We start from the raw sequence: 13,759 nt of genomic DNA on the forward strand, positions 1-13,759 counted from the left end.
CCGTTCGTCGGTTTTCATGCTCGAAACGAACGGCAATGCCGACTCCGCGACGGCTTTGAGCAGATTGGCCCGATAGTGCTCGGTGAGTACTACGGCGATCCCGCCAAGGTGCTGTTCACGTTGCGCGCCACGATGTAACGCGCCGGCGCTTCGCCCCCTCCCGTGCTTCAGACCGTGTCACCACGCCGCAGGTACCGCTGCGGCGTTTCTCCGAGTGTCTTCCGGAACATCGATATGAACGCGCTCGAGCTCTGATAACCGAGCTCCGTCGCAATCACGCTGACTGATCGACCCAGCGCAAGCCGGGCAATCGCTTCAACAAGCCGAAGTTGCTGACGCCACTGGCCAAAGCTGAGCCCGGTCTCCTCGCGAAAGAGTCGGGCAAGCGTGCGCGTGCTCGCACCCACTCTTTCTCCCCAGCGCTCGATCGTGTCGTTGTTTTCCGGGCACGTCAGCATCTGTTCGCAAATCGACCGCAACCGCCGGTCATGCGGCAACGGCAACGCGCCCGTGAGCACCACCTGCGCTCGCGACAGTTCAAGCAAAAACAACGGTAATGCGAGGCGCGCTCGCTGCGTGTCGACGTCGGCGCTGCGCGTCGCCAGCACGCCATGAAGCGCGTCGAGCAACGGACTCACCTGAAACATGCGGCTCGTCGACCATCGTTCGAGTTCAGCGCTCGTGCCCGCATCGATATAGGCCGTGCGAACTTCGACATCTCCGATCGCATACAGCTCATGCAGCATCGTCGGCGGCAGCCATAGCCCGTGATGCGACGTCAACGTCCACATGCCGGCAGGCGTCGTGATCTGGAGTACGCCCCTCGTCACGTAGATCATCTGGGCCTGACTGTGGTCGTGCCAGGACTCTCGAAAGCCGTTCGCGTATTCCCACATCCGTGCCTCGACCGGCTCGTCCGCCACCGTCCGCACCGCCTCATAACGTTGCCGCCAGATCGGGCCCGTTCCATCGATTTCGATCAGATTCATCGCGACTCAGCAAAATGTTGGCCGATTTGCGACATATGTCGGCAATACAAATCGGTTGAGCCGCCCGTATTCTTCTGTCTCGCACCGGGCAGCACAGAGAATTCTACCCATAAACATTAATGATTCTCATTCTCTGGACATCCAGCCCCGAATTCGGGGTGCTGCGATGCACGCGCCCTCAAAAGATTTCGACATAAGCAAGGACACGACGGGGATGCCAGCACACACGCGCACTCAAAAAACAGGAACCTTTCAATCGACCCTCCTGGGCCAGGCACGTGCAGTACGTCTCGTGCCGATCGCCATGGCGTGTGCCGTGGCAAGCGGAGCATTCGCGCAGACAGCAGGCGATGCCACCGGCACACCGGCCGCTCCGCCCGAGACGACGCTCGCGCCTGTCGTGGTCAATGGACAAGTGAGCGAAACGGCGACGAGCCCCATCGACGGCTATGTCGCCCGCCGCAGCGCGACCGGGACGAAGACCGACACGCCGATCGTCGAAACGCCGCAATCGATCTCGGTCATCACGGCCGATCAGATGCAGGCACAAGCCGTACAAACCGTCGGACAAGCACTGCGATATACGCCTGGGGTCATCGGGGAACAGTACGGCGGCCTGGATACGACGATCGACTATTTCGTGGTCCGCGGTTTCCCGAATCAGTTTCCCTATATCGACGGGCTGTCGACCGAGACGTTCTTCACGCTGCTCGCGCCGGCATATGATCCGTACGGACTTGAACGCATCGACGTGCTCCGCGGACCGTCGTCCGTGCTGTACGGCCAGAATATCCCCGGCGGCATGATCAACCTCGTGACCAAGCGGCCCACAGAGGAACCGGTGCACGAGGCGTCGTTCGGTATCGGCAGCTACGGCGACGTCGATGCACGGGTCGACATCGGCGGTCCGCTGACGCACGACGGGACCCTGCTCTACCGCTTTACAGGCGATGCGAGCACCACGGGCTCGCAACAAGACTTCCAGACCGACAAGCATGTGTACCTGGCGCCGGCACTCACCTGGAAGCCGTCAGCCGATACGTCATTCACATTGCTTTCCCATTTCAGCTATCGCAACAGCAGCGATCCGACGGTTAACCTGCCCTCACAGGGCACGCTGTTCGAAGGACCCAACGGAACACGCATCGGTACGAACACGTTTGACGGCGAACCTGACTTCAACTCCATTCGTCGAACCGAAGAGGCCATCGGCTACGAATTCGAGCATCGATTCAACGATTGGCTGACCGTGCGTCAGAACCTGCGCTACACGCACGTCAAACTGGACGAGGAGGTCGTCGGAAATGCGGGCCTCGAAGACGACGGTCAGACGATCGATCGTTACGGCTTTGCCGCAGAAGCGAGTTCGAACATTTTTACCGTCGACAATCAGGCCGAGTTTCACTTCGACACAGGTGCATTCAAGCATACAGCCCTGGTCGGCATCGACTATGTCCATTCCATCGATCAATGGGCCGAAAACGACGCAACGTCCGTCCCTTCATTGAATCTTTATGCGCCCGTCTATGGCGCAGGACCGATCGTGCTCGGGGGTGTCGACTACAGCGTTGAGCACCATGTCGACCAGACCGGTCTATACGCGCAGGATCAGATCAAGTTTGGCAAGCTCATCGGCACATTCGGCGTGCGTGAGGACTGGGCCCGCACGAGCGAGTTCGATCGCATTGCCGGCCTGACCGACCAGAACAATGATTCGAGCCGGTTCACCTATCGCGCGGGTCTCGTGTATTTGTCCGATACGGGCCTCGCTCCGTACGTGAGCTATTCGACGTCGTTTCAACCCGGTCTCGGCAACACGTTTGACGGCGCCGCCCTCAAACCCACGACCGGACAGAGCGTTGAAGTCGGCGTCAAGTACCAGCCCGCCGGGCAAAAGAGCTTCGCCATGCTGTCGCTTTACAACACGCTCGAGAAGAACGTGGTCGAGCCCGACTTCGACCATCCCGATGGCAACTTCGTCGTCCAGACCGGCGCTCAGCGCGTCAAGGGTATCGAGCTCTCAGGTGTTGCGGACTTCGGCGCCGGGCTCAGCGTCACCGCCGCTTACACGTATATGGATGGGGTGGTTGCTTCGAGCGACCAGGGGTTCGCGGGCAACCAGGCGCCCAACGTACCGCACCATATGGCAAGTCTGTGGGCAGACAAGACGCTTCAAGGTGGCCCGCTTGCGGGCCTGGGCTTCGGCGGTGGCGTGCGCTATCTGGGCCCGCAGTACGGGGACGAGGCCAACGACGTCAAAATGGCCTCGACCACGTTGTTCGACGCACTCGTGCACTACGACATTGACCATTGGCGACTTTCGGTCAACGCACAGAACCTGTTCGATCGCGTGTACGCCAATTGCCAGTCGACGAACTACTGCAGCTACGGGTTGCGCCGAAGCGTCATCGGCCGTGCAACATATCAGTGGTAACGTAATCAGGATGAATTCTTGACCTATGCCTAACTCCACTGATGACGTCTCGTTGGACCGGATGCGCGCGCCCGGACCACACGGGCTCGAGCACAAAGAGGCGAACCGGTGACAGGAATTCAATCCCGGCACGGGGCAAACGCGTTTCGCACTGCCTTTCTCGTGCATCGCTGGACGAGCCTGGTATGCACCGTCTTTCTGTTCATGCTGTGCCTGACCGGGCTGCCGCTGGTGTTTTCCGACGAACTCCACCAGTGGCTCGAACCGCACCGGTATATCGAGTTGCCCGCAGATACGCCGCGCGCGAATCTCGACGACATCGTTGCCGCCGGACATCGGCTATTTCCACGGGAAGTGGTGGTGTCGCTTTACATCGATGACGACGAGCCGCAGATTTACCTGTGGATGGCGCCTTCGTTCAAAGCGGCGGCGGCTGACAGCCGGGTCGAACATTCGATTCGCTTCGACGCGCGCACTGCGCAGGTACTCGAAGTGTCTAACACCGGCTCCAAGTCCAACTCGTTCATGGATATCGTGCTGCGCCTGCATACGGATTTATTTGCGGGGCTTGCCGGCGAGCTGTTTCTGGCGTTGATGGCCTTGATGTTCGTGCTCGCGATTGCGACTGGCATCGTGCTCTACGGTCCGTTCATGAAGAAACTCGACTTCGGCACCGTGCGTACCGATCGCAATATACGAGTGCGATGGCTCGATCTGCACAACGCACTCGGTATCACCACCGTGGCATGGGCGCTCGTTGTGGGCGCAACCGGCCTGATGAACGAATTGTCGACGCCGCTGTTCGCACTTTGGCAACATGTCGATGTCAGCCGTGCCGCGTACGCGCGCGAGACGTCAGGCGCACGGAATCCGACGACATCAGGTCATCACGTCCTCGTACAAACCGCGTTCGATATGGCACAGCGCACGGTAGCCAGCTCGACGTTCGTGAGCATCGAATTTCCGGGCAGCGAGTCGAGCGGCCCGGATCACTACCTTGTGTGGGGCCGCGGCAGCAGTACGCTGACATCGCGGTTGTTTACGCCGGTGCTAGTCAACGCACGCGAATCTGGTACTCCGACGTTGCTTGGCATGCCGTGGTACCTGCGTGCGCTGGAGATATCGAGGCCGCTTCATTTCGGAGACTACGGCGGTCTGCCGCTCAAGCTGCTGTGGGTGTTGCTCGACTTGTTGACGCTCGTTGTGTTGGGTAGCGGGCTCTATCTTTGGGTCGCACGGCGCAAGCAGCAAACTGCGCGCATCGAGCGTCTGCTTGCCGCACATGCATCGCCAGATGTGACTTCCTCCCGTGACGCGACGAGCCCATGAGACTTCTCCTGCGACACGTCTGGCGGATGCCCTCGATCCTCGCCGCTCTCACGATGTTCGGGTTGCTCACCGCCCTGCTCGGTGCCCCAATGTGGCGCCCGCTTGCCTGGTTCGCCATCGGCGTGCCCGTTGCGATTGCTTTGCGCATTGCACTCATCCCATTCCGCACCCCCGATTAGGCAGTCTAAGATGAGCGCTTCGCATGGCTCCGCCCCGGGGCCGGAGAAGGTCGAGATGGTCCGCTCCGCTCGCTACGCGCTCGCACTGGTCGTCAATGTCGTGCTTCCCGTTGCAGCCTATCGGCTCGCCTTCGGTCATTTCGGTCAAGCCGGCGCATTGACCGCATCCGCCGTGCCGTTGATCGTGTGGATGGGCATTGACCTTCTCCGCTATCAGCACTTCGATGCTTTGAGCGCACTCGCGCTGTCAGCCGTGGTCATGTCGCTGCTCGTCAGCGTGCTCGCGCCCGCGCACTGGGCGATCGCTACTGAGGATCCGCTCGTGAGTGGCTTTACCGGCGCACTGTTCCTGCTCTCACTCTTGCTGGACCGACCGCTTGTCTTCTACCTCGCACGGTCGACCATGTCACGCGAAAAGCAAGGCAACGAATCGCAATTCGATGAATTGTGGCGAACACGTCCGCCGATCGTGCGCGCGATACGCGTCATGACAGCAGTCTGGGGCATCGGACTCATCGCCGAAAATGCGATTCGATTCTGGCTGATCTATCACGCTGACGACGGCGATCGCCTGTCGACGTACGTGCGATACGGTGTGTGGGGCGGACTGACGGTGTGGACGATTCTTTACCGCCGCTTGTACATCAAACGCTTACGCGAATAACAATCCGCTCGTCCGAACAATCGCCTTTGGGCGCTTTACCGCAAGCACTCACGCAAGCACTCACTCACGTACGCACTTACGCACTCACGTAAATCGCACACCCTCCGTTCACAGCAATACAGGGCATCGAAGCGACCCGCCGGTCGCGTGCACTCCACCACGCGCAACCCCCCCCGATCCCTCGTTTACCCTAGCGAATTCCATTTCCGCATTGCACAAATTCGCAATAGAAAATCTCCTTGACGCTCCGAAATCCGACTCCTATATTGCGTGTGAGATCGGTATCACATTGGTTTTCTCATTCGGACTTTTGAGTCCTCGGAGCCCCTGATGTCGCGTACTCGGACCGTCACATTGATGGATATCGCCGACCATGTCGGCGTATCGAAGGCGACCGTCGCGCGGGCGTTGAGTGCGAAAGGCTATGTCGCCGACGATGTGAGAGCGCGTATCGAACAAGCCGCCAGCGAATTGGGTTATCGGCCCAATCTCGTCGCCAAGGGGTTCCGTTCCAATCGCAGTTACACGATCGGGCATGTCGTCCACGGCATGATGGAGAACCCGTTCTTCACGCATGTCGCCCGTAGCATCGAGCGCGAAGCGCTGGCTCACGGCTACAAGGTCTTCCTCTATACGCAAAGCGGCACGGTCGAGCACGAACGTGAGGGCGTCGAGCGGTTTATCGAGCGGCGTGTCGATGCCGTCATATTCACCTACGCGCGCGGCGCGGAAAACATTCAGCTCCTTGTCGACGAAGCGATTCCCGTGGTCCAGATCGAACGCGATCAGCGCGGAGAAACGCATACCGTATTCGTCGACAATCGTGCCGGTGCACAGCTCGGCATGCAGCATCTGATCGAACTCGGACACCGCCGCATCGCTTTCATTGGCGGCGACCCAGCGCTTTATCCACGCACGTTCAGTCGCCCACGCTCGGTCGAAGAAGAACGCCTTGATGCGTATCGCGAAGCGGTAGCGAAATCCGGTCTCGATGACGACGACGCGCTGATTCGGCTTGTTCGCTACTACGTGCCAGGCTCGCGCGGAGAAAACGCGTCGGGCTTTAACGCCATGCAGGACTTGCTCGCGCTCGACAATCCGCCGACTGCGGTGTTCATCGGCTGCGACGTGCTGGCGATGGGCGCTTTTCAGGCCATTTATCAGGCCCGGTTACGCATTCCCGACGACATCTCCGTTGTCGGCTTTGACGATTCCGTTGCGACCAATCTCGCTCCGCTGCTCACCACCGTGGCACAACCCATGGCCGAGCTCGGGCAACGCGCATTCGAATTTGCACTGGCTGCCATCGAAGACCCCGAATTCGCTCCGCAATCCGTCACGCTGACGCCAACACTCGTCATCAGAGACTCGACGGGGCCTGTACCGCAATCACGCAAGGGCAAATCGACGCAACGTATGCGTTCGGAAGCGCCGACCTGATTCGACGAAGTACCCACCACAAGAACGGACGCGCCGTCAGGCACGCGATCCTATTTTCGCCTCGCGCGAAAGGAGACAGAAATGGGCATTTCCAACTCCGCTCACCGATACGTATCATCAGCATCCCTAAGCACATGCCTAAAGCGATTCGGAGCCGCACTCACACTCGCGCCGCTCTTTGCGCTGATGCCGCTTCAGGCTCAAGCGAAAGACCCGGTCAAGCTTCAGTTCTGGGACATGATCTGGGGTCCGCCTTCGTACATCGACGCGGCAAAAAACCTTGTCACCGACTTCAACAAGGCCCACCCGGATATCCAGGTCGAGTACCGCTCGGTGCCATGGAATAACTGGTATCAGACCTATCTGACTGCGATCGGATCCGGCTCGGCGCCCGATATCTCGACAGGGGCCGGCTATCAGGCGGTTCAGTTCTACGATCAAGGCGCCATCCGTCCGCTTGACGATCTCGTCGCCGAAATGAAGGCGTCGGGTGACGACAAGGATTTCCTGCCCAACACGCTGGAGACACTCAAGTACAACGGCCACTACGTGGCGCTACCCTGGGGTATCGACATCCGCGTCTGGTACTACCGAAAGGATCTGTTGCAAGCGGCCAATCAAAAGGTGCCGACCAACTGGAGTGAGCTTCGCGCAGTCGCCAAGGCTGTGACGGGCAAGGGCAAATACGGCCTGGTTTCTTCGGGCGACACCGGCGGATCGCACTACCTCTATACCGCCATGCTCAATAACGGCGGCGCGCTATTCACACCGGACCGCAAGCTCACGCTGACGTCGGACCGCAACATGGAAGCGTGGCGCTTCTATGAAGGCATGGTGAAGGACGGCTCGGTCAGCCCGGCGAGCGCTGGCTACACCGCCGACGATGCGCGTGCAGCGTTTTATCGTGGCGAATCGGCGTTCTATCTCGACAGTCCCGGCGATATCGCGAGCGCGGGTGCCGCCGCCAGCCAGATCGGCATCGTGCCGCCGCTCGCAGGACCTCACGGCGATAAAGGCACGATTTACTGGGTCAATAACATCATGGTCTACAAACAGACCAAGCACCCGGATGAGGTCAAGACCTTCCTCAAATGGTGGTCGCATAACGAGAAGGCGCTCTGGACGGCCGGCGGTACGCGTCAACTCCCGGTACGCAAATCGTTCGCATCGGATCCGTACTTCACGAATAGTGCCGAGCTGTCCGAGGTGATTCGTGACTACGTGCCCATCGGCAAAACGACGGCGACTAAAGCGCCCGGCATCTTCCCCGCGCTGAACGACGTCGAAGGCGAAGGCGCGTTCCAGACGATGACGCAGCAACTCTGGCAAGGAAAGCCGCTCGACCAGATCACCGGCGCGGCGCAATCCCGCTTGTCGCAACTGGTGCCGGAGAACGGGAAATGATCGGCCACGCCGAGCACGCGGGAGACATGCAACACACGCGTGCGATCCAGAGGTCGCGCGCAGGCCGCTGGTTTCGAAGCGAAAAGTCATTGCCTTTGCTCTTGCTGCTGCCTTCGATCCTGATGATCGCCGGCGTCATTGCATGGCCCATGATCATCGGCTTCGAAGACGGCTTTATGAACGGCACGTTGCTGCGACCCGGCACGTTTGTCGGGTTGGACAACTACGTGCACCTCGCGGCGTCCGACGATTTCCACAACGCGCTCTGGTTCAGCGTGGTGTTCGCCGTGTTCAATATCATTGGGTGCTATTCGCTGGGCCTTGCACTCGCGCTATTGACCAATCAACACCTTCCAGGCCGCGGCTTTTTCCGCATCGCGCTCTTGCTGCCGTGGATCGTGCCTTCAATCGTTTCGATCGTGAGCTGGCGATGGATGATCGCGGACGAGCGCGCGCTCATCAATCAGGTCATCGTCGGCCTGGGCGGACAGCCTGTTTACTTCCTGAGCGACAGCCATTGGGCGCAAGCCACCGTCATCGTGATCAAGGTCTGGCGCAGCTTCCCGTTCATGATGTTGTCGTTGCTGGCCGCGCTGCAAGGGATTGACCGCTCAATGTATGAAGCCGCAGAAATCGACGGTGCGACGGCCCGGCAGGCGTTTTTCCATATCACGCTGCCGCAGATACGGAATATCTCGATCGTGTTGTGTCTGTTGATGACGATCTGGACCGTCAACGACTTCGACACGCCGTGGCTGCTGACTCAGGGTGGCCCTGCAAATGCGACCGAGAATCTCGTGCTGCTCGCTTATCGCTACACGTTTGGTCGCAACAACGTCGGGCTCGGGTCGGCAACGTCGTTTGTCACGCTCGCGTTGCTGATGGTGATTGTCGTCATTCTCTTGCGTCGCAAGGAGTCGTGACATGAGCGAAGTCCGCAACACACCGGCTCGACAATGGCGCAGGTTCGTCGTGCTGGCGATCATCACGCTTGCGATCAACTTGCCCGTCATCCTGATGGTGCTCAATTCATTTCAGACCACCGAGCAGCTCACCACGGCAAGGCATCTGATTCCCGAGCATCCGACGTTCGCGAATTTCGTCTATCTCAGCGGCCGCACGAAATTCTGGACCTACCTCATCAACAGTCTGATCGTGTCAGGCGGCGCGACGATCGTCAGCGTGGTGGCCGCGGCGCTCGCAGGCTATGCGCTCTCGCGCTACAAGGGACGTTTGCTCACGGGGTACGCGCGTGCGTTGTTTGTCGTGCAGATGTTCCCGATCATTCTTGCGCTGATTCCGCTGTTTATCCTGTTTCGCAAGGCGGATCTCATCAACAGTCCGATCTCCGTGATCATCGTGTACTCCGTCGTGCAACTGCCCTTCGCGACGTGGATGGCTCGTTCGTTCTTCGACACGATCCCGCGCGAGCTTGAGGAAGCCGCGCTTGTCGATGGCTGCTCGCCGTTCGGTACCTTTCTTCGCATCGTGCTACCGCTCTCCGGCTCGGGCATCGCGGCGATTTCGATCTTCTCGTTCCTGTTTTCGTATAACGAGTTTTTCGTGGCCAATATCTTTTTGCGTGACGACGACGCCATGACGTTGCCCGTTGGCATCACGATGTTCATGCAGCAATACTCGACCGACTGGGGCAGCCTGATGGCCGCCGCCACGGTGACGTTGATTCCGACTTTCATTCTTTTTCTTGGCGTGCAGAAATACGTCGCGTACGGCGCGGTCAGCGGTGGGGTTAAAGGCTGAGTGCACGCAGATCGCAGTCCAACTTCAATACAAGGAATTCGAACGTGTCACGCATTCTTCGAGTCGGTATCGTCGGCTGTGGCGAAGTCGCGCAAATCATTCACCTTCCGGCGCTGCGCGAGTTGCCCGAGTTATTTGATGTCACCGCGCTATGTGACGTGAGTCAGGTGGTGCTCGACGGTGTCGGTGCATGGGTGCCTTCGGCTAAGCGGTATCTCCGCTACGAGGATCTCATTGCGAGCGCGGACGTCGATGTCGTGCTGATCGCGAATCCGCACGTGTATCACTGCGAGGTCGCGCTGGCCGCCATGTCGGCCGGCAAGCATGTGATGGTGGAAAAGCCGATGTGCATCAATTTGCAGCAAGCCGATGCATTGCTTGAAGCCGAAGCACGCTCGGGCGTGTTCGTGCAGGTCGGCTTCATGCGGCGCTATGCGCCGGCGTTCACCGCTGCGGTCGAACGCATTTCGACGATGCGCGACAACATCATTCTTGCGCGCGTTCACGACGTGATCGGTATGAACTCGCTGATCATCGGTCAGACTTCGCGCGTCATTCGCGGCACCGATATCGCTACGCAGTCGATCGATGATGCGAAGCGCGCCATGGCTCAAGCCGTGGAAGCGGCGATCGGTGTCAGCGGCGGGGCCAAGGCGCGTGCCTATGAGATCCTGCTCGGGCTTGGAAGCCACGATATTTCGGCGATGCGTGAGCTGCTCGGCTATCCAAAACGCATTCTTCACGCCACGCAGCGTCTCGGCGGGCTCGCGCTGACGGCAGCGATCGACTATGGACACTATGTGTGCCAGTACGAAACCGCAATCGATCAGATCGCACGGTTCGACGCGCATCTCGAGGTCTATACGAACACGGAAGTCGTTCGCGTCGAATACGACACGCCTTACGTGAGGAATCTGCCTGCGAAGCTGCAGGTTACGCGGGCGAGCGATCAGGTTGGCGTCGACCAATCGTCGAGTTATGCGACCCGGACCGATTCGTTTGTCATCGAGTGGCGTGCCTTTTACGACAACGCGACAACCGGAAAATCGCCGAAAACGTCGCTGTCCGACGCACGCGAAGACCTTGTGATTTTCGGCGACATGCTGGCGTTGATGGATTGATGTTTCGCGCCGCGCGTCAAACGATCGACGAATGCGCTTGCCCATCGAGGGGCAACGCAAGCTGATATGCGTTGGGCGTTGGACCTCGAGAGCGTACGCGCGGAGCATGCGCGCTGCTCGCTTAACGACTCACCAACCACTCTTTGAACGCGCGCACCGCCGCATCGTTTTCGCGCGCCGCGGCCACGTACGTGAAATACCGCCACGGATCCAGCGTCGGCTTGTCGAATGGCAACACAAGCCGGCCCTCGGCAATATCGTCTGCCACCAGCGCAATCGGCCCCATTGCAACGCCCAATCCATCGAGCGCGCCCTGAAGCGTCAGATAAAAATGGGCGAGCGTCAGCGATTGCTGCGGCTTGAGATCAGGGCACCCTGCCGCCGCCAGCCAGTCGGGCCACATGCGTGGATACGTCGCGGTGTGAAGCAGCGTGAAATGCTCGAGGTCCTGGGGCTTGCGCAACTTCTTCGCTTTGAGAAGCTTGGGCGAGCACACCGGAAGGCGTGCCTCGGACAGAAATTCCTCGGCGATATAGCCATCGATGTTCTGCGGCCCGCCACGAATAATCAGATCGACCGACTCGCGAAGCTTTTCGATGGGCTCGTTCGAGGTGCTGAGGCGGACTTCGATATTCGGGTTGGCCAGCTGAAACGACGACAGCCTCGGAACAAGCCAACGCAACGAAAACGTCGCCGGTGCGCTCACACGAAGCACACGCTGCCCGCCTCTCTGCATATGCTGCGCCGTCGCAATGGCGATGCGGTCGAACGATGCGCCGATCTCGGCGAGATAGCTGCTTCCCGCGTCGGTCAGCACAACGCGCCGGTTATGCCGCTCAAACAGCGTGCATTCCATCCACGCCTCAAGTTGCTGGATGTGACGACTTACCGCGCCGTGCGTTACGCAGAGCTCATCGGCCGCGAGCGAAACGCTGCCGAGTCGCGCTGCGGCTTCAAAAGCGCGCAGCGAATTGAGGGGAGGAAGTTTTCTCACCAGGTCTTCATGTGATTTTTTATCACACGATCAACGAGAATTTATCGATTGAGCATCACGGACGTACCGACCTATATTAGCAGCCGTCTGCGGATCGCCGAAAACGGTGGTTCCGAGTTTTTCTCACATGAGGTTGCTGAATGTCGAATGTCGTCGTGGTCGGAGCGCAATGGGGTGATGAAGGCAAGGGGCGCATTGTCGACTGGCTGGCCCAAGACGCCGATATCGTCGCGCGCTATAACGGCGGCCACAATGCCGGGCATACGCTCGTGGTCGACGGCAAAACCTACAAGCTCGCCCTGCTGCCAAGCGGCCTCGTACGCAACAAGCCGGGTGTCATCGGCAATGGTGTCGCACTGGACCCCGAAGCGCTGCTCGCGGAAATCGCGCGGGTTGAGGCGTTGGGCCTCACGGTGACGCCCGAGGATTTAATGATTGCCGAGAATGCGGTGCTCGTTCTGCCGATCCACCGCCTCATCGACGCTGCCCAAGAGAAGCTTCGCAACGAGCCTATTGGTACGACGCTAAGAGGCATCGGGCCGGCATACGAAGATAAAGTCGGCCGCCGCGCCATCCGTATCGCTGACCTCGCGGATCCGTCGACGCTGTCGAGCCGGGTCGACGCATTGCTTGCGCATCACAATGCGTGGTTCAAGGGCCTGGGGCTCGAAACGGTGACCAAGGACTCGATGTTGCCCGCGCTGCTGGACATTGCGCCGCGGATCCTGCCTTTCGTCCGTCCGGCCTGGTCGATCCTCGACAAGGCGCACGCCGAAGGGAAACGGATCCTTTTCGAAGGCTCGCAGGCGGTCATGCTCGATATCGACTGGGGATCGTATCCGTACGTCACGTCGTCGAACACCGTCGCCTCGGCCGCCGCGACAGGCACCGGAATTGGCGCATCGAAGATCGGACATGTGCTCGGCGTAACGAAGGTCTATGCAACTCGCGTGGGTGGCGGTCCGTTTGCGACGGAGCTCAATGACGAAACGGGCGAGTCGCTTCGCGCGAAGGGACGTGAATTTGGCGTCAATACAGGGCGCGCGCGCCGATGCGGGTGGCTCGACGTCGCGCAACTCCGCAAGGCGGTGATCGTGTCGGGTATCGACTCGCTCGCGCTGACCAAGCTCGACGTGTTCGATGGTTTCGAACGCATCGAATTGTGTGTCGGCTACGACATCGACGGCGTGCTGACCGATGTCATGCCGACACATATCGCAGCGACGTCATGCGTCCGGCCCGTCTATGAATCGCTGGATGGATGGGCCGGAGCCGTCCAGGGCATTCGACGGTTCGCAGACCTTCCCCTGCAGGCACAGCACCTCATCAAACGCATCGAAGCACTGACCGGTGTGCCCGCGTCGATGATCACCACCGGCGCGGAACGCCAAGACACGATCGTGCTTCGCGATGTGTTTGCGAGTTAAGACGCTTTGACGCGTCC

The 13,759-nt window shown here is 59.8% G+C and carries 12 protein-coding genes; 10 read left to right on the top strand and 2 right to left on the bottom strand.

The window, feature by feature from the left end:
* Positions 1–167: 167 nt before the first annotated feature.
* Positions 168–989, bottom strand: coding sequence for an AraC family transcriptional regulator (locus tag ACMFWR_RS25535; RefSeq protein ID WP_413195169.1), 822 nt, complete (start codon positions 987–989; stop codon positions 168–170).
* Positions 990–1,203: 214 nt separating this feature from the next.
* On the opposite strand from ACMFWR_RS25535, the gene ACMFWR_RS25540 reads away from it, so the two are divergent.
* From ACMFWR_RS25540 to ACMFWR_RS25580, 9 genes are all read left to right on the top strand, one after another.
* Entirely contained in the window at positions 1,204–3,423 is a 2,220-nt protein-coding gene (locus ACMFWR_RS25540) for a TonB-dependent siderophore receptor (RefSeq protein ID WP_413195170.1), read from the top strand.
* Between the two features lie 108 nt (positions 3,424–3,531).
* Positions 3,532–4,752, top strand: a complete 1,221-nt coding sequence (locus ACMFWR_RS25545) for a PepSY-associated TM helix domain-containing protein (RefSeq protein WP_413195171.1) — start codon at positions 3,532–3,534, stop codon at positions 4,750–4,752.
* A complete protein-coding gene (locus tag ACMFWR_RS25550; protein ID WP_413195172.1) occupies positions 4,749–4,931 on the top strand; it encodes a hypothetical protein in 183 nt (60 codons plus the stop codon). The genes ACMFWR_RS25545 and ACMFWR_RS25550 overlap by 4 nt, the downstream gene beginning before the upstream one ends.
* Positions 4,932–4,941: 10 nt before the next feature.
* Positions 4,942–5,595, top strand: coding sequence for a VC0807 family protein (locus ACMFWR_RS25555; protein WP_413195173.1), 654 nt, complete (start codon positions 4,942–4,944; stop codon positions 5,593–5,595).
* Between the two features lie 330 nt (positions 5,596–5,925).
* Positions 5,926–7,035, top strand: coding sequence for a LacI family DNA-binding transcriptional regulator (locus ACMFWR_RS25560; RefSeq protein ID WP_413195174.1), 1,110 nt, complete (start codon positions 5,926–5,928; stop codon positions 7,033–7,035).
* Between the two features lie 81 nt (positions 7,036–7,116).
* On the top strand, positions 7,117–8,439 hold the full coding sequence (locus ACMFWR_RS25565) for an ABC transporter substrate-binding protein (RefSeq protein WP_413195175.1): 1,323 nt from the start codon (positions 7,117–7,119) through the stop codon (positions 8,437–8,439).
* Positions 8,436–9,362: a carbohydrate ABC transporter permease gene (locus ACMFWR_RS25570; RefSeq protein WP_413195176.1), complete on the top strand. Its 927-nt coding sequence runs from the start codon at positions 8,436–8,438 to the stop codon at positions 9,360–9,362. Before ACMFWR_RS25565 ends, ACMFWR_RS25570 begins: the two co-directional genes overlap by 4 nt.
* A 1-nt stretch (position 9,363) precedes the next feature.
* Positions 9,364–10,200, top strand: a complete 837-nt coding sequence (locus tag ACMFWR_RS25575; RefSeq protein WP_413195177.1) for a carbohydrate ABC transporter permease — start codon at positions 9,364–9,366, stop codon at positions 10,198–10,200.
* 44 nt (positions 10,201–10,244) lie between these two features.
* A complete protein-coding gene (locus ACMFWR_RS25580; protein ID WP_413195178.1) occupies positions 10,245–11,321 on the top strand; it encodes a Gfo/Idh/MocA family protein in 1,077 nt (358 codons plus the stop codon).
* Between the two features lie 121 nt (positions 11,322–11,442).
* Here the strand turns inward: ACMFWR_RS25580 and gcvA are convergent, their stop codons facing one another.
* The gene (gene gcvA / locus ACMFWR_RS25585) at positions 11,443–12,318 is read right to left on the bottom strand and encodes a transcriptional regulator GcvA (protein WP_413197347.1); all 876 of its coding nucleotides are present in this window, start codon (positions 12,316–12,318) and stop codon (positions 11,443–11,445) included.
* Between the two features lie 137 nt (positions 12,319–12,455).
* Here gcvA and ACMFWR_RS25590 point away from each other — a divergent pair, with 137 nt between their 5' ends.
* The gene (locus ACMFWR_RS25590; protein WP_413195179.1) at positions 12,456–13,742 is read left to right on the top strand and encodes an adenylosuccinate synthase; all 1,287 of its coding nucleotides are present in this window, start codon (positions 12,456–12,458) and stop codon (positions 13,740–13,742) included.
* Positions 13,743–13,759 lie beyond the last annotated feature (17 nt).

Origin of the sequence: Pararobbsia alpina (assembly GCF_965118125.1) — a bacterium.
Taxonomy (GTDB): Bacteria; Pseudomonadota; Gammaproteobacteria; order Burkholderiales; family Burkholderiaceae; genus Pararobbsia; species Pararobbsia alpina_A.

Excerpts from the sequence above, each read along its gene's own strand:
- ACMFWR_RS25535 (WP_413195169.1), bottom strand. The coding sequence starts at position 989 with ATGAATCTGATCGAAATCGATGGAACGGGCCCGATCTGGCGGCAACGT.
- ACMFWR_RS25540 (WP_413195170.1), top strand. The coding sequence starts at position 1,204 with ATGCCAGCACACACGCGCACTCAAAAAACAGGAACCTTTCAATCGACC.
- ACMFWR_RS25550 (WP_413195172.1), top strand. The coding sequence starts at position 4,749 with ATGAGACTTCTCCTGCGACACGTCTGGCGGATGCCCTCGATCCTCGCC.
- ACMFWR_RS25555 (WP_413195173.1), top strand. The coding sequence starts at position 4,942 with ATGAGCGCTTCGCATGGCTCCGCCCCGGGGCCGGAGAAGGTCGAGATG.
- ACMFWR_RS25560 (WP_413195174.1), top strand. The coding sequence starts at position 5,926 with ATGTCGCGTACTCGGACCGTCACATTGATGGATATCGCCGACCATGTC.
- ACMFWR_RS25565 (WP_413195175.1), top strand. The coding sequence starts at position 7,117 with ATGGGCATTTCCAACTCCGCTCACCGATACGTATCATCAGCATCCCTA.
- ACMFWR_RS25570 (WP_413195176.1), top strand. The coding sequence starts at position 8,436 with ATGATCGGCCACGCCGAGCACGCGGGAGACATGCAACACACGCGTGCG.
- ACMFWR_RS25575 (WP_413195177.1), top strand. The coding sequence starts at position 9,364 with ATGAGCGAAGTCCGCAACACACCGGCTCGACAATGGCGCAGGTTCGTC.
- ACMFWR_RS25590 (WP_413195179.1), top strand. The coding sequence starts at position 12,456 with ATGTCGAATGTCGTCGTGGTCGGAGCGCAATGGGGTGATGAAGGCAAG.